Source organism: Acidovorax sp. SUPP2825 (genome assembly GCF_030158995.1).
In the GTDB taxonomy this organism is placed as follows: Bacteria; Pseudomonadota; Gammaproteobacteria; order Burkholderiales; family Burkholderiaceae_C; genus Paracidovorax.
The window spans coordinates 144,802-160,620 of sequence record NZ_BQXK01000010.1 but is presented as its reverse complement, the minus strand read 5'-3'; the positions used below and the strand labels follow the sequence as shown (position 1 = coordinate 160,620).

Genomic DNA, 15,819 nt, shown 5'->3' with positions numbered 1-15,819 from the left:
TCTTTTCAAGCCCGCCGCGTGCGGGCTTTTTTTTGTCCGGAGGTTTTGGCCATGCGCGTTGCGGGACTGTTTTCATGGGGACTGCTGGCCGCGGTGGGGGTTGCCGCCTTGGCGCTGCAGGCCCAGCCGGGCGGGCGCACGCTGGCTTTCTCATTGGCGGTGGGCGCCGTGCTGGGCGTGGTGCTGCAGCGGTCGCGCTTTTGCTTTTATTGCCATGCCCGCGACTGGTTCGCCGACGGCAACCCGCGCGGCCTGCTGGCCCTGGTGCTGGCGCTGGCCGTGGGCACGGTGGGCTACACCGTCGTGCTGGGCAGCTGGGTGCCGGTGCCCACGGCTGGGCAATTGCCGGCGGACATGCACATCGGCCCGGTGAGCATGGCCCTGGTGGCCGCGGGCCTGGCGTTCGGCGCCGGCATGGTGGTGTCGGGCTCGTGCATCAGCGCGCACTGGTATCGGCTGGCGGAGGGCTCGCCCGTCGCGCCTTTTGCACTGATCGGTTCGGCCGGCGGGTTCATCCTGGGGTTTCGCACCTGGAACCCGCTGTACAGCGCCAGCGTGGCCGACGCACCGGTCGTGTGGCTGCCGGCGCACCTGGGCTACGGCGGCGCGCTGGCGCTGCAGCTGGGCGTGCTGGCGGCCATCGCGGCCTGGCTGTGGCGCGGATTCGCCCGCGAGGCGCCCGGGGCCGCCGCCGCGCCCCCGGGCGTGCCAGGCCTGCGCGAGGCATGGCGGCGATTGTGGGTGGGCCGCTGGCCGTACTGGGCGGGCGGGTTGGCGGTGGGGATCATCGGTGCCTTCGTGATCGTGCGCATGCGCCCGCTGGGTGTCACGGCGACGCTGGGCAGCGCGGCCCGCTCGCTGGCGCAGGGGCAGGGGTGGATCCCCGACCGGCTCGACGGCCTGGACAGCCTGGCAGGATGCGCCACGGCCCTGCAGGCGACTTGGCTCACGCCCAATGCGGTGCTGATCGGCGGGCTGGTCGCGGGCGCCTTCATCGCGGCGCTGGCCAGCGGCCAGTTCGCGCCGCGCTGGCCCACCGGGCGCGACGCCGTGCGGGGCCTGGTTGGCGGCGTGCTGCTGGGTTGGGGCGCGATGACCGGGCTGGGGTGCACCGTCGGTACCCTGCTGTCGGGGGGCATGGCCGGCGCGCTGTCGGGCTGGGTGTTCGGGGCCGCGGTGTTCCTGGCGGTCTGGGGCGGGGTGAGGGCGCAGGCCTGGCGGGCGCGCCGGGCCGCCCGCTGATGCTTGAAGTGTTTTGGCCCCGATGCCGGCGGATTCCATGCCTGTGCTGCTACTGAATTAATAGCAAATCACGACTTCGTGGCGTGTGGAGACCGGTTTCGCCTCGCGGCGCCGTCCGACGACAAAGGGCGTCTTGGCTGACGGAGGGGCAGTACCTGGTCGAGCCACCATCGGCGGGTCGCCCGCGCCGCGGGCCCGCATCCGATTCAGGGAACGCATGGCATCCAAAGACAAAGAGAAAGAAAAAGACAAATCCGCCGATCCGGCCATGAGCGAGAAGGAAGTCAAGGCGCAGCGCGATCTGTGCGTGCTGGGACCGCACGGCGACCTGCGCCTGGCGTCGGTCACCATCGACGGCTACAGCCTGGAACTGCGCGACGGCGACGGGTTCGTGGGCGACAACGCCAGCCGCACCGCCTTCCGCGAAATGCTCGATGCCTGGCGCACGCTCTACACCGACATGGCCGGCAAGGACCCGCTGGGCAGCAAGCCCACGCGCGAGATCAGCAAGCAACGCCTGGACGAGCTGCTCGAAAAGGACGGCACCGCCGCCCGCGCCATCGAGGCCGCCTCGGAGGACTACGCGCTGCAGCTGTCCCATGTGGTGCAGTGCTTTCTCAAGCACAAGACTTGGCGCGGCGTGAAGCGCGTGATCATCGGCGGGGGCTTTCACCAGAGCGAAGTGGGCGAAAGGGCCATCGCCCGCGCCGCCGAAATTCTCAAAAAGGAAAAAACCTCCGTCGAGCTGCGCACCCTGCACCACCACGCGGACGAGGGTGGCCTGATCGGCTGGGTGCACCTGGCGCCGCCGGCGTTGCTGCAGAGCTACGACGCCATCCTGGCCGTGGACATCGGCGGCACCAACGTGCGCTGCGGCATCGTGCAGACCCACCTGCACAGCGCGCCCGACATGTCCAAGGCCGAGGTGCTGATCCGCGAGAAGTGGGGCCATGCCGACGACGCCCCCAAGCGCGACGAACTGGTCGAAGGCATCGCGGAGATGCTGGAAGACCTCGTGGCCCATGCGGATAAGGAAAACATCCGCCTCGCGCCCTACGTCGGCGTGGCCTGCCCGGGGCTGGTCTGCGAAGACGGGTCGCTGGCGGGCGGCACGCAGAACCTGCCGGGCAACTGGGAGAGCATCCGCTTTCACCTGCCGCGCGACCTGTGCGAGCGCCTGCCCTACATCGGCCAGGGCCGCACGCAGGTCTGCCTGCACAACGATGCGGTGGTGCAGGGCCTGTCGGAGCTGCCCTTCACCACCGACGTGAAGCACTGGGCCGTGCTCACCGTGGGCACGGGCCTGGGCAACGCCAGCTACACGAACCGCGCGGACGGCTGAGCCGCAGGCCCGCGCCTGGCCGGGCCGGGCGCGGAAGGCCCGCGGGGCATGGCGGGGCCGATCTCCGGCGCCTTGGACGGGCGCCGCGTTGCCCAATAGGGCGGGCCGCGCTCCGGCATGCCCCGAAACCTATAATCGACGTCCCCAGCCCTCGCCGGGCCTTCATGGGCCTCACATGCGTTGAGGCACCTCGGCACCCCACCAGATTCCAAGATGAGCCAGCCCACTTCCAGCGTCGCAGACATCCGCAAGACTTTCCTCGACTTCTTCGCGTCGAAGGGCCACACCATCGTTCCGTCGAGCCCGCTCGTGCCGGGCAACGACCCGACGCTGATGTTCACGAACTCGGGCATGGTGCAGTTCAAGGATGTGTTCCTGGGCACCGACAAGCGTCCCTACCAGCGCGCCACCTCCGTCCAGGCCTGCCTGCGCGCGGGCGGCAAGCACAACGACCTGGAGAACGTGGGCTACACGGCCCGCCACCACACGTTCTTCGAAATGCTGGGCAACTGGAGCTTCGGCGACTACTTCAAGCGCGAATCGCTGAAGTGGGCCTGGGAGCTGCTCACCGAGGTCTATCAGCTGCCGGCCGAACGCCTGCTCGCCACCGTCTACGAAGAGGACGACGAGGCCTACGACATCTGGACGAAGGAAATCGGCCTGCCGCCCGAGCGCGTGATCCGCATCGGTGACAACAAGGGCGGCCGCTACAAGTCCGACAACTTCTGGATGATGGCCGACACGGGCCCTTGCGGCCCCTGCAGCGAAATCTTCTACGACCACGGCCCCGAGATCCCCGGCGGCCCGCCCGGCAGCCCGGACGAGGACGGCGACCGCTTCATCGAGATCTGGAACAACGTGTTCATGCAGTTCGACATGGCCGAGGACGGCTCCGTCAAGCCGCTGCCCGCGCCCTGCGTGGACACGGGCATGGGCCTGGAGCGCCTGGCCGCCATCCTGCAGCACGTGCACAGCAACTACCAGATCGATCTGTTCGATGCGCTCATCAAGGCCGCGGGCCGCGAGACGCGCACGGCCGATCTGTCCAACCCGTCGCTCAAGGTGATCGCCGACCACATCCGCGCGACCTCGTTCCTCATCGTGGACGGCGTGCTGCCGAGCAACGAAGGCCGCGGCTATGTCGAGCGCCGCATCGTGCGCCGCGCCATTCGCCATGGCTACAAGCTGGGTCAGAAGACGCCGTTCTTCCACAAGCTCGTCAAGGACCTGGCGCAGCAGATGGGCGACGCCTACCCCAAGCTGCGCGAGCAGGAGCAGCGCATCACCGACGTGCTCAAGACCGAAGAGGAACGCTTCTTCGAGACACTGGCCAACGGCATGGAGATCCTGGACGCCGCCCTGGCGGGCGGCGCTAAGGTGCTGCCCGGCGACGTGGCCTTCAAGCTGCACGACACCTACGGCTTTCCGCTCGACCTGTCGGCCGACGTGTGCCGCGAGCGCGGCGTGACCGTGGACGAGGCCGGTTTCGCCGAAGCCATGAACAAGCAAAAGGCCCAGGCCCGTGCGGCCGGCAAGTTCAAGATGGACAAGGCGCTGGAGTACACCGGCGACGTCAACCGCTTCACCGGCTACGAGCAACTGGCCGAGAAGACCGCCAAGATCACTGCCATCTATGTGGACGGCGTCGGCGTGGCCGCGCTGCGCTCGGGGCAGGAGGGCGTCGTGGTGCTCGACACCACGCCGTTCTATGCCGAAAGCGGTGGTCAGGTGGGCGACCAGGGCGTCATCACCAGCGGCTCGGCCTGCTTCGCGGTGGCCGACACGCTCAAGATCAAGGCCGATGTGTTCGGTCACCACGGTAGCCTGGAAGCCGGCACCCTGAGCGTGGGCGACACCGTGACGGCTGAAGTGGACACGGCGCTGCGTGCCGCCACCATGCGCAACCACTCCGTCACCCATTTGATGCACAAGGCCCTGCGCGAAGTGCTGGGCAGCCATGTGCAGCAAAAGGGTTCGCTGGTGAACGCCGAGCGCACGCGCTTCGACTTTGCCCACAATGCCCCGGTGACCGATGCGCAGATCCGCGAGATCGAGCGCCGCGTGAACGAGGAAATCCTGGCCAACACCGCCACCGGCGCCCGCGTGATGGACATCGAGTCGGCCCAGAAGACCGGCGCCATGATGCTGTTCGGCGAGAAGTACGGCGAAAGCGTGCGGGTGCTGGACATCGGTACCAGCCGCGAACTGTGCGGCGGTACGCACGTGGCGCGCACCGGCGACATCGGGCTGTTCAAGGTCGTGGCCGAAGGCGGCGTGGCGGCGGGCGTGCGGCGGATCGAAGCCGTCACCGGCAGCAACGCGCTGGCCTACCTGCAGCAGCTCGAAGACACCGTGACCCGTGCGGCCAGCGTGCTGAAGGCACCGGTGGCCGAGCTGAACGGCCGCATCGGCCAGACGCTGGACCAGGTGAAGGGGCTGGAGCGCGAAGTGGCCGCACTCAAGGGCAAGCTCGCTTCGGCGCAGGGCGACGAGATGCTCGCCCAGGCGGTGGACATCAAGGGCGTGAAGCTTCTGGCGGCCCAGCTGCCCGGCGCGGATGCCAAGACCCTGCGCGACACCATGGACAAGCTCAAGGACAAACTCAAGTCCGCCGTGATCGTGCTGGCGGCCGTCGACGGCGACAAGGTGCAGTTGGCGGCCGGCGTGACTGCCGACAGCGTGGGCAAGGTCAAGGCCGGCGAGCTGGTCAACTTCGTGGCCCAACAGGTCGGCGGCAAGGGCGGCGGCAAGCCCGACATGGCCATGGCCGGTGGCACCGATGCGTCCGCATTGCCCGCGGCGCTGGCATCCGTGCACGGCTGGGTGGGCGAACGCCTCTGATTTTCTTCAAGGCGCCGCAAAAACAAAGGCCCGCATCGCGGGCCTTTGTTGTTTGGCCAGCCGCAGGGCCGGCCGGTCAGAACAGTTCGACGTCGTCGTTGGACACCTTGGTGTGCAGGTGGCCCTGGTCGATCAGTTCGTCGTAGTAGCACACCCGGTTGCGGCCGTTTTCCTTGGCGAAGTAGAGGGCCTGGTCGGCCTGGCCCAGAATTTCGACCGGCGCGCCGCGGTCGGTGCACACGAAGCCCAGGCTGACCGTGACGCGGCCCACCTGCGGAAAGTTGTACTCCTGCACCGCCAGGCGGAAGCGGTTGAACACCTTGTGCGCGGTCGACAGCGTGGTCGAGCGCAGCAGCACCACGAACTCCTCGCCCCCGAAGCGGAAGATGCGGTCGTGGCTGCGGAAGGACGAGCGCAGGATGTTGGCGATCAGGATCAGCACCTCATCGCCATACAGGTGGCCGAAGCGGTCGTTGACCTGCTTGAAATGGTCGATGTCCACCACTGCAAGCCACTGCTGCAGCGGCTCGCTCGCGTCGGCACCGTCTCCGTCCGCTAGCATCTCGTCGGCCGCGATGCGCACGCTGCCGGACACGCCCGCGCGGCGCGCGAACTGCTCGTCGAAGGTCTTGCGGTTGAACAGCCCCGTGAGCGCATCGCGCTCGCTGTAGTCCAGCAGGCTCTGGTAGTTCTGGTAGACGTAGAAGACGCTCTGGATCACGTCCAGCTTGTGCACCGAGAACGGCCGCGACTGCGTCACTTCGATACAGGCGTGCACCTCGTCGTGCATCCACACCGGCATCCACAGCGTGTGCTCGCCCTTGCGCAGCGAATGCAGCGCGCGCCGCTCCTTCTGCAAGATGCATTCGTGCAGCGCGGCGTATTGGGTGAGGGGCTCGCGGCGGGAATCGGCCGCGGCTTCGGAGTTGGTCGACACCATCTGGCCCTGATCGCACCAGGTGCGCGGCCGCACGTATGGAATGCCATCGTCCTTGAAGATTTCGAGCGCACGCACTGCCTTGATCGCGGGCAGCTTCTGCAGCGTGGAGAGCACCGACACCTCCAGCCGAAGATGGTCGCGGTGGCCGGTCATTTCGACCAGGTTGTCGAGAATGGGCTTCATGGATGCGTCGATTCTGCAGTCATGCGGTCAACTTCGGCGCACGAACACCACGTCCCATACGCCGTGCCCCAGGCGCAGGCCACGGTTTTCGAACTTGGTGAGGGGGCGGTAGTCGGGCTGCGGCGCGTAGCCGTCAGCGGTATTGGCCAATTGGGGCTCGGCCGACAGCACCTCCAGCATCTGTTCGGCGTACGGCTGCCAGTCCGTCGCGCAATGCAGGTAGCCGCCCGGCTTAAGCCGGGCCGCCAGCTTGGCCACCAGCGGCGGCTGGATCAGGCGGCGCTTGTTGTGCTTTTTCTTGTGCCACGGATCGGGAAAGAAGATGTGCACCCCATCCAGCGTGCCGGGCGGCACCATGTGGTCGATCACCTCGACCGCGTCGTGCTGCAGGATGCGGATGTTGGTCAGGCCCTGCTCGCCGATGCGTTTGAGCAGCGCGCCCACGCCGGGCTCGTGCACCTCGCAGCACAGGAAGTTGTCCTGCGGGCGCACGCCGGCGATGTGCGCGGTGGCTTCGCCCATGCCGAACCCGATCTCCAGCACCAGCGGGGCGGCGCGGCCGAACACGGCGGGGGCGTCGATGGGTTGGGGGGCGTAGTCCAGCACGAAGCGAGGGCCCAGCTCTTCGAAGGCGTTGGCCTGGCCGGTGGTGGTGCGGCCTGCGCGGCGCACATAGCTCTTGATGGTCTTGGGATAGGGGACGTCGGCGGGGGCACCGCCGCCCGCGCGCGCAGGGCGCTGCTCGGGGGGATTCGTCGGGCCGGCATCGGCCAGGGGCAATTGCGTTTCTGTCACGGTGAGCGATTGTAGATTCCGGACCATGCCCGCGCCCAGAGCTCCAGCGCATGGCCGACCGGGGTGTCGTTTGGCCGCACCAGCGGCGGCAGGCCGAGCTGGTGCGCGGCGGCGGCCAGCGCCTTGACGGGTTCGCGCGTGTCCACCGGCGGCGCGCCGTGCTGTTTGGAGAGCTTGGCGCCGTCGGGCGCATACACCAGCGGCGTGTGCAGGTAGCGCGGCGTGGCCAGGCCGAGGGCGTGCTGCAGCAGGATCTGTCTCGGCGTGTTGTCGGCGAGGTCTTCACCCCGCACCACGTGGGTGACGCCCTGGTCGGCATCGTCCACCACCACGGCGAGCTGGTAGGCCCACAGCCCATCGGCGCGGCGCAGTACGAAATCGCCCACCGCGCTCGCCACGTCCTGCGATTGCACGCCCAGCCGGCGGTCTTCCCAGACCACGCCGTCGCGCGAGACCGAAGGCCCGGCATCGCGCTCGCACGGCCCTGGACGGGCAGGTAATTTTTTCTGAATTTCCGATGAGCGGAACCGCCAGGACCGCGCCGGCCGACCCTGCAGCCCCCCACGGCAGGTGCCGGGGTAGGGCAGCTCCACATGGGGTTGGCGCACATGGCCGAGCCGCGCCTGGGCCTGCTCGATGTCGCTGCGCGAACAGGCGCAGGGGTAGGCCTGGCCCTGGGCGAGCAGGCGGTCCAGCGCTTGCTGGTACGGCAGGCCACGCTCCGATTGCCGCATCACCGGGCCATCCGGCAGCAGGCCGCAATCGGCCAGCTGGGACAGGATGATGGCGTCGGCCCCAGGCGCGCAGCGCGGGGTGTCGACGTCTTCGATGCGCACCAGCCATTGCCCGCCGCGCCCCCCGTGCGCCGAACGCGCGTCCAGCCAACTGGCCAGCGCCGCCACCAGCGAGCCCGCATGCAGCGGGCCCGTGGGCGACGGCGCGAAACGGCCGATGTAGCGGGAGAGGGCGCCCAGCGTCATGCCACCGCGAGGGCGAGTTCCAGTCCCGAGACGAACGCATCTTCCAGGCGATGGCCCAGGCACCAGTCGCCGCACAGGCCGATGCCGGCCTTGGCATCCCACAGGTGCGAGCGGCCCAGCGGCGCGAGCGTTTGCGCATAGCGCCAGCGGCAGACCTCGGCGTGCGCGGGCTCGGCGCGGATGCCGGTCACCTCGGAGAACGCTTTGGTGAGCTTGGCCTGCACCCGGGCTTCGCCGTCCTCCAGGTGCTCCCGCGACCACGCGGGGCTGGCCTGCACGGTCCAGCGCTCCACCGGGCCGCGCCCGGGCTTGGAGGACTCGCGCGCCAGCCAGGCGATGCGGTGGTGGGTGCTGCGCGCCGCGTTCCACTGCGGCCCCAGCGTGGTCAGGCCCGGCCGCACCGCCTGGGGAAACGCCAGCATGAGGGTCCAGCAGGGGGCGATGGTGACCTGGGCCAGCGGTGCGTGCAGCGATGGCGCGACGGTCGTGCCCGACGCGGTGCCGGAGGCCTGCAGCAGCGCCAGCGCCGGCACGGAGGGCTGCGCGAGCAGCACCACGTCGAACCCCGCATGCACCTGCGCCGCGCCATCGGGCGACTCGGTGCGCAGTTGCCAGCGCTTGCCGTCCATGGGGTCGCGTTCGATGCGGGTCACGCGGCAGCTGGTGAGCAGGCGGCCGGCCTGCGACAGCGGCCGCGACCAGGCATCCACCAGCGATTGCATGCCAGGGCTGGCGACCCAGTGGGGCTCGCCCGGCGGTGGCGCCGCGGCGGCCACGCGGCCTGCCGCATCGAGCACGCGCACGGTGTTGGCGCTCCAGGGCCGGCACAGGCCGGGCACGGTTTCCAGGGCCCGTTCGAAGCGCGAGTCGCGCACGGTGAAATACTGTGCGCCGGCATCGAAGCTGCCGAAGGCCGTGTCCAGCGTGGTGGTGCGTCCGCCGGCATGGGGGGCCTTCTCGAACACCGTGACCTCATGGCCTGCCTGGACCAGCGTGCGGGCGCACACGATGCCCGCCATGCCGGCACCGATGACGGCGAAGCGGCGGGCCGGTGCCGAAGGCTCGGGGGATGGGGCCGGGGTCTCCGTGGAGGGGCTGCGTCGCAGCCGTTGCTTGGATCGTTGGGCAGGTGCTGGGGGCATGGGGCCGGGCCTTTCGGAAGCGAAGTTCAGGAGCAGTGAAACAAGGCCCACTCTACACGCGCGGCCCTTGGCCGCGTGGCTTCGTGCGCTAGAAATGATGATGGTTTTCGAGCAGTGCCTTGCGCGTGGCGGGGCTTTGCAGTTGGGACAGCCACCACTGCAGCGCCCGGCCCGGCGCGCTGTGGCCGGGCCCGCCCCAGGCGTAGTGCAACTGCACATTGCGCCGTGCGCGGGCCACCCGGCGTGTCACGAGGCGCCCCGCCTCCAGGTAGGGGCGGGCCATGGGCTCTGGGATGAACCCGCCGCCCAGCCCGCGCAGCTGCGCCTGCAGCTTGGCCTGCATGCTGTCCACGGTGAAGACATCCTGCCCCCCGAGCAGGCCCATGGTGACGCTGCCGCGCTGCGCGGAATCGGCCACGGCCACGGCGCGGTGCATGCGCAGCACGGTGTCGGTGATGGGCTCCTGTGCAGCGGCCAGTGGGTGGTGGGGCGCGATGGCGTAGAGAAACTCCACCTCTCCCATCGTCTCCTGCTGCAGGCCGGAGACGGTGGAGGCGTTGACCGCCACGCCGATGGCCAGGTCGGCCCGGCCCGAGGTCAGCATCTCCAGCGTGCCCGACAGGATGCCGGTGCGCAGCTTGAGCCGCGTGGGTGGCTCCATGGCGTAGAACGCCTCGGTCAGCTCCAGCAGGGTGGTGGGCGAGATGATGCCGTCCACGCTGATGGTCAGCTGCGGCTCCCAGCCCGTGGCGACGCGGCGAACGCGGTGCGCCACCGCGTCCACTTCTTCGAGCAGGCGCGCGCCTTCGCGCAGCAGTTCGGTGCCGGCCTCCGTCGGGCGCGCCTGCCGCGCGCTGCGGTCGAACAGCAGCACGTCGAGCGCGTCCTCGATCTGGCGCACGCGGTAGGTGAGGGCGCTGGGCACCAGTCCCAGCCGCCGCGCCGCCGCGGCGAAGCTGCCGGTGTCGGCAATGACCTGCAGCATCGCCAGGCTGTCGGGGGTCAGGGCATCGCGGGCATTTTGCATGGTGGGTGCGGCTGGGCTTCAAAGATTTTGAATGATGCCTTCAATCCGCTTGGGCTTGCAAGCCGCACCGTGCTTCTAAAGTCGCTGCACCGAATGAACACCCGCCGCCCATGCTGACCGTCCGAAAATCCCAAGACCGGGGCCATGCCGACCATGGCTGGCTGCAGTCGTACCACAGCTTTTCGTTCGCCGGCTACTACGACCCCCGCTACATGGGCTATGGCAGCCTGCGCGTCGTCAACGAAGACCGCATCGCGCCGGGCACCGGCTTCGGCACCCACGGCCACCGCGACATGGAAATCCTGAGCTACGTGCTGTGCGGCGAACTGGCGCACAAGGACAGCCTGGGCAACGTGCGGGGCATTCCCCAGGGCGACGTGCAGCGCATGAGCGCCGGCACCGGGGTGACGCACAGCGAGTTCAACCATGCCCCCGGGCGCTCCACCCATTTCCTGCAGATCTGGCTGGAGCCGGATGCCCGCGGCATCGCCCCGGAATACGAGCAAAAGACCTTCGCCGATGCGGACAAGCGCGGCGTGCTCCGACTGCTGGCCTCGCCCGATGGCGCGTGCGGCTCGCTCACCGTCCATGCGAATGCCCGCCTGTACGCCGGCCTGTTCGATGGGTCGGAGGCCGCCACGCTGGCGCTGCCACCCGGCCGCAAGGGCTACGTGCAACTGGTGCGCGGGGCGCTGCAGGTCAACGGGCTTGCCCTGGCGGCCGGCGATGCGGCCTTCGCCGAGCACGAGCCCCTGCTGGCCTTCGGGCAGGGCACGCAGGCGGAAGTGCTGGTGTTCGACCTGGCGGCCTGAGAATCGGCCGACTTTCGTTTTCTTTCTCTCCCTGTCCCCTCTCTTTTTTCTTCATCCAACCACCCGTTCGAGGAGTTCTTCATCATGGCAAAAATCGCAGTGGTCTTTCATTCCGGCTATGGCCACACGCAGCGCCTGGCCCAGGCCGTGGCCGAAGGCGCGAACGCGCAGCTCGTTGCCATCGATGCCGATGGCAACCTGCCCGAAGGCGGCTGGGACACCCTGCAGGCGGCCGATGGCATCCTGTTCGGTACGCCCACGTACATGGGCGGCCCGAGCTGGCAGTTCAAGAAATTCGCCGATGCCTCCTCCAAGGCCTGGTTCGGCCGCAGCTGGCAGGACAAGGTGTTCGGCGGCTTCACCAACAGCGCCAGCCTGAACGGCGACAAGCAGGGCACGCTGGCTTACCTGCACACCCTGGCGTCGCAGCACGGCGGCATCTGGGTGAGCCTGGGCTTGCTGCCCAGCAACTCCAAGGCCGCCACCCGCAACGACCTGAACAACCTGGGCGGCTCGGTCGGCGTGCTGGCCCAGTCGCCCTCCGACGCCAGCGTGCAGGAGATGCTCCAGGGCGACCTGGACACGGGCCGGTCGTACGGCGCACGCGTGGCGGAGATTGCGCGCCGCCTGCACGGCTGATAGATTGGCCGGCCCATCCCCTCGATCCCTCCCCTCACCGGAACCTTCCCATGACCCTCGAATTGCGGCGCATTGCCGGCGCACCGCTGGCGCAGACCCTGACGGTTCGCGGGCATCGCCTTGTCGTGGACGGCACCGTGGCCGAGGACGGCGATGACACCGGCCCCAATCCGCACGACCTGTACGACGCCGCGCTCGGCGCATGCAAGGCGCTCACCGTGCTGTGGTACGCGCGCCGCAAGGGCATGGCGGTGGACGATGTGCACACGGTGATCGACCGCGACGCCTCGGCCGAGCGCAGCGGCACCTACCGCCTGGCTGCCCGCCTGCAGGTGAGCGGCGATCTCACCGACGCCCAGATCGCGGAGCTGGAGGCCGTGGCCGCCAAGTGCCCGGTGCACAAGCTGATGACCAGCGTCACCACCGAGATCACCACCGCCGTGGAGCGCATGCCATGAGCGGGCCGGCCATCCTGAAGGGGCACGACAAGGACCTGGGCGGCGGATTCACCGTGCGCCGGCTCCTGCCATCGCTGCAGCGCCGCTCCGTTGGGCCCTTCGTCTTCTTCGACCATTTCGGGCCGGTGACCGTGGAGCCGGCGTCCGAATACGACGTGCGGCCCCACCCGCACATCGGCCTGGCCACCGTCACCTACCTGTTCGACGGTGCCATCGTGCACCGGGACAGCCTGGGCTCGCTGCAGCAGATCGAACCCGGTGCCATCAACTGGATGACCGCGGGGCGCGGCATCGTGCACTCCGAGCGGCGGCCCGATGCGCTGCGCGACCGCAGCTATGTGAACCATGGCATACAGCTGTGGGCGGCGCTGCCGATGGCCAGCGAGGACGACGCACCCAGCTTCGTGCACACGCCGGCCGCCGACATTCCCGAGCTGTCGCACGAAGGCGCCACGGTGCGCGTGCTGATCGGCCAGGCGTTCGGCCATACCTCGCCCGTGGCGACGCTGTCGCCCACGCTGTACCTCGACGTGCAATTGGCCGCCGGCGGTGCGCTGACCCTGCCGCCCCTGGCGCAGGAAATGGCGATCTATGCGGTGGACGGCGACCTGCTGCTCGACGGCGAGCCGTTCGCGGCCCACACGCTGGCTGTGCTGGAGACGGGCGCCGGCGCCGCGCTCCGCGCGCCGGACCGGGCGGTGCGGCTGATGGTGATCGGCGGCGACGCGCTGGATGCCCCGCGCCACATCTGGTGGAATTTCGTGTCGAGCCGCAAGGACCGCATCGTGCAGGCCGCCGACGACTGGGACGCCCAGCGCATGGGCCACGTGCCCGGCGAGACCGAATGGATTCCGCTGCCGGAGCGGCGCTTCAAGCCCTGAACTGGAAACATCGGGCCAAAACAGCCCGATGCCCTAGGAAATCATGCTCCGGCAGCTCACATTTTGATAGCGTTCGGCTCTGCGGCCGATTCCGGCTGCGTCGACAGGTCGTTCGCCAGCACCCGGCGCTCGTCGAACACGAAGCAGCCGCCGTGGTAGTGCGCTCCGTCGGTTTCCTCGAAGTACTTGAGGATGCCGCCTTCGAGCTGGTAGACGTTGTCGATGCCTTCCTCGCGCATCAGGATGGCGGCCTTTTCGCAGCGGATGCCGCCCGTGCAAAAGCTCACCACCGTCTTGCCCGCGAACTCGGCCTTGTGCTCGCGCAGCGCCGGCGGAAACTCGGTGAACTTGTCGATGCGCCAGTCGATGGCGTTGTCGAACGTGCCCTGGTCCACCTCGAAGGCATTGCGCGTGTCCAGCGTCACCACCGGCCGGCCCGCGTCGTCGTGCCCCTGCGCCAGCCAGCGGCGCAGGGTGGGCGCGTCCACCGCGGGCGCCCGGCCGTTCGACGGGCGGATGGTGGGGTGGTCCATGCGGATGATCTCGCGCTTGACCTTCACCAGCATCTTGCGAAACGGCTGCGTGGCCGACCAGCTTTCCTTGGGGGCCAGGGGTTCGAAGCGCGCGTCCGCCTTCAACGCATCGATGAAGCCGCGCACCGCCGTCGCCGGCCCGGCCAGGAACAGGTTGATGCCTTCCTCGGCCAGCAGGATGGTGCCCTTGAGGTGGGCCGCCTCGGCCCGCGCGTGCAGCAGGTCGCGCAGCTCGGCCGCGTCCGGCAGGGGCACGAACAGGTAGCAGGAGATATTGAGAACGTCGTTCACGGTGGACTCGGGCATGGCAGGCGGGCCGGACGGCCAACGGCGTGGCCCCGGCGTTCGGCTAACTGGCGGGGGTGAGCAGCGCGGTGTCGATCTTGTTGGCCAGCTGGGCAATGGCCAGCGCCGCTGGGCAGCCGGGCATCTGCATCAGCAGCAGCTGGCGCCGCATGACGGCATCGCGCACCGACGTGTCGGCCGGGATGTCGCCCATGTGCAGCAAGCGCATGGAGCGGCCCGATTCGGTGCTCACGAAGCGGTCGAGCACCTGCTGCAGCTGGCTCGTGATGGCGCGGCCGTCGCCGGGGCGCGCGGCCTGGTTGACCACCATGCGCACGTGCTGGCGCTTTTGCTGCGTGGCCAGCACCTTGATCGCGGCGTAGGCGTCGGTGAGGGAGGTGGGCTCGGGCGTGGCGACGATCAGCACCTCGGACGCGAGCGACACCGAGAACAGCACCACGTCGGAGATGCCCGCGCCGGTGTCCAGCAGGATCACGTCGAAGCGCGGCGCCAGGGTCTGGATCACGTTCAAAAATTCGCTGCGCACCTCGGGGGTGAGGCGCGAGTACTCGACCATGCCGGAACCGGCCAGCACGACCGAAAAGCCGCCGGGCGCGTCGATCACGGCATCGTCCAGGTCGGCCTTGCCGGTGAACACGTCGTGCAGCGTCACCTTGGGGTGCAGGTTCAGCACCACGTCGAGGTTGGCCAGGCCCAGGTCGGCATCGAGCACGAGCACGCGGTGGCCGCGACGGGTGAGGGCGGCCGCCAGGTTGGCGGAAACGAAAGTCTTGCCCACGCCGCCCTTGCCGCTCGTGATGGCGATGATGCGGGCGCCAGGCGGCGGGCTAGCGGTGCGCGCAGGCATGTTGGGGCCGGCGGGTGTGGTGGGTTGCGGGGACAGCGCGTCGGTCATCTCTGGGCTTTCAATAGGCGCTGCCTGTGGAATCCATGGGCGGTGGCAGATCGCCCCATCCCGACGGAGTGTATAGCGGGCCGAAGAGCAGGCTCTTCTCTTCGGCACTGACGGTGCTGTCCGGCTGTTCTTCGATGCTGACGCGGTTGCGGCCGGCCATCTTGGCTTTATAGAGCTGGCTGTCGGCACGCTCGCTCCACAGGAGCGTCGTGCTGCGGATCCATTGCAGGGCGAAAGCCCCGCCGATGCTGACGGTGACGTTGAGATCGACGGAGGGCGAGATGCGCACCGGCGTGCGCTCGATCGCGCGGCGGATGCGTTCCGCCACCACGCGGCCGAAGCCCGCCTGGCAGGCCGGCAGCACCACGGCGAACTCTTCGCCGCCGTACCGGGCCAGGGTGTCCATGGGGCGCACGCAGCCGTTCAGGGTGCGTGCCACCGACTGCAGCACGATGTCTCCGGCCAGATGGCCGTAGGTGTCGTTCACCCGCTTGAAATTGTCGATGTCGAGCATGAGCAGCAGCGCCGCCTCGCCCGCCCGGGTGACGCGGTCGATCTCGCGCTCCAGCACGGTGCGGAAGTGGCGCCGGTTGGCCAGCCCGGTGAGGGGATCCTTGAGCGACAGCTCGCACAGGCCATCGATCAAGCCCTGCAGGTAGTGCAGTGGCGTGTCGGAGGGCAAAGCAGCTTCTGAGCCCGCGGCCTGTGCAACCAACGCATGCGCTGTCGTCAGGCGCAGGTCGCGCAGGTTCACGAATTGAGGGGTCGCAGATTCAGTCACAAAATGCAACAAACAGTATGTA

At 68.9% G+C, this 15,819-nt stretch carries 15 protein-coding genes; 7 read left to right on the top strand and 8 right to left on the bottom strand.

Annotated features, from left to right (window positions below; genetic code table 11):
* Positions 1 to 51: 51 nt before the first annotated feature.
* The 3 genes from AVAK2825_RS14485 (at position 52) to alaS (ending at position 5,425) form a co-directional block, all read left to right on the top strand.
* Complete coding sequence (locus AVAK2825_RS14485) at positions 52 to 1,242, top strand: YeeE/YedE family protein (protein ID WP_284399953.1); 1,191 nt, start codon at positions 52 to 54, stop codon at positions 1,240 to 1,242.
* 217 nt (positions 1,243 to 1,459) lie between these two features.
* Positions 1,460 to 2,584, top strand: a complete 1,125-nt coding sequence (locus AVAK2825_RS14480) for an ROK family protein (protein ID WP_284399950.1) — start codon at positions 1,460 to 1,462, stop codon at positions 2,582 to 2,584.
* 213 nt (positions 2,585 to 2,797) lie between these two features.
* Positions 2,798 to 5,425 carry an alanine--tRNA ligase gene (gene alaS, locus AVAK2825_RS14475; RefSeq protein ID WP_284399947.1) on the top strand — a complete coding sequence of 876 codons (2,628 nt, stop codon included), beginning with the start codon at positions 2,798 to 2,800 and terminating at the stop codon, positions 5,423 to 5,425.
* Positions 5,426 to 5,501: 76 nt separating this feature from the next.
* Here alaS and AVAK2825_RS14470 read toward each other — a convergent pair whose 3' ends face one another.
* From AVAK2825_RS14470 to AVAK2825_RS14450, 5 genes are all read right to left on the bottom strand, one after another.
* Complete coding sequence (locus AVAK2825_RS14470) at positions 5,502 to 6,548, bottom strand: GGDEF domain-containing protein (protein WP_284399944.1); 1,047 nt, start codon at positions 6,546 to 6,548, stop codon at positions 5,502 to 5,504.
* A gap of 27 nt (positions 6,549 to 6,575) precedes the next feature.
* Positions 6,576 to 7,370, bottom strand: coding sequence for a tRNA (guanosine(46)-N7)-methyltransferase TrmB (trmB, locus tag AVAK2825_RS14465; protein ID WP_284399942.1), 795 nt, complete (start codon positions 7,368 to 7,370; stop codon positions 6,576 to 6,578).
* Positions 7,340 to 8,323 (bottom strand): tRNA glutamyl-Q(34) synthetase GluQRS, encoded by a 984-nt coding sequence (gluQRS, locus tag AVAK2825_RS14460; RefSeq protein WP_284399939.1) that lies wholly within the window; start codon positions 8,321 to 8,323, stop codon positions 7,340 to 7,342. The genes trmB and gluQRS overlap by 31 nt, the downstream gene beginning before the upstream one ends.
* Positions 8,320 to 9,465 carry an NAD(P)/FAD-dependent oxidoreductase gene (locus AVAK2825_RS14455; protein WP_284399937.1) on the bottom strand — a complete coding sequence of 382 codons (1,146 nt, stop codon included), beginning with the start codon at positions 9,463 to 9,465 and terminating at the stop codon, positions 8,320 to 8,322. Before AVAK2825_RS14455 ends, gluQRS begins: the two co-directional genes overlap by 4 nt.
* A gap of 88 nt (positions 9,466 to 9,553) precedes the next feature.
* Positions 9,554 to 10,492 (bottom strand): LysR family transcriptional regulator, encoded by a 939-nt coding sequence (locus AVAK2825_RS14450; protein ID WP_272569350.1) that lies wholly within the window; start codon positions 10,490 to 10,492, stop codon positions 9,554 to 9,556.
* 110 nt (positions 10,493 to 10,602) lie between these two features.
* Here AVAK2825_RS14450 and AVAK2825_RS14445 point away from each other — a divergent pair, with 110 nt between their 5' ends.
* The 4 genes from AVAK2825_RS14445 (at position 10,603) to AVAK2825_RS14430 (ending at position 13,282) form a co-directional block, all read left to right on the top strand.
* Entirely contained in the window at positions 10,603 to 11,304 is a 702-nt protein-coding gene (locus tag AVAK2825_RS14445) for a pirin family protein (RefSeq protein ID WP_284399933.1), read from the top strand.
* Between the two features lie 84 nt (positions 11,305 to 11,388).
* On the top strand, positions 11,389 to 11,943 hold the full coding sequence (locus AVAK2825_RS14440) for a flavodoxin family protein (protein WP_272569353.1): 555 nt from the start codon (positions 11,389 to 11,391) through the stop codon (positions 11,941 to 11,943).
* A 50-nt stretch (positions 11,944 to 11,993) separates the two neighbouring features.
* Positions 11,994 to 12,401, top strand: a complete 408-nt coding sequence (locus AVAK2825_RS14435) for an OsmC family protein (protein ID WP_284399922.1) — start codon at positions 11,994 to 11,996, stop codon at positions 12,399 to 12,401.
* A complete protein-coding gene (locus AVAK2825_RS14430) occupies positions 12,398 to 13,282 on the top strand; it encodes a pirin family protein (protein WP_284399919.1) in 885 nt (294 codons plus the stop codon). The genes AVAK2825_RS14435 and AVAK2825_RS14430 overlap by 4 nt, the downstream gene beginning before the upstream one ends.
* Positions 13,283 to 13,338: 56 nt before the next feature.
* Here AVAK2825_RS14430 and AVAK2825_RS14425 read toward each other — a convergent pair whose 3' ends face one another.
* From AVAK2825_RS14425 to AVAK2825_RS14415, 3 genes are read right to left on the bottom strand one after another with little or no spacing between them, the layout of a single operon-like run.
* Positions 13,339 to 14,121: a sulfurtransferase gene (locus tag AVAK2825_RS14425; RefSeq protein WP_284399916.1), complete on the bottom strand. Its 783-nt coding sequence runs from the start codon at positions 14,119 to 14,121 to the stop codon at positions 13,339 to 13,341.
* Between the two features lie 43 nt (positions 14,122 to 14,164).
* Positions 14,165 to 15,016, bottom strand: coding sequence for a MinD/ParA family protein (locus AVAK2825_RS14420; protein ID WP_272569360.1), 852 nt, complete (start codon positions 15,014 to 15,016; stop codon positions 14,165 to 14,167).
* 10 nt (positions 15,017 to 15,026) lie between these two features.
* Positions 15,027 to 15,809, bottom strand: a complete 783-nt coding sequence (locus AVAK2825_RS14415; protein WP_372588176.1) for a GGDEF domain-containing protein — start codon at positions 15,807 to 15,809, stop codon at positions 15,027 to 15,029.
* Positions 15,810 to 15,819: the final 10 nt, after the last annotated feature.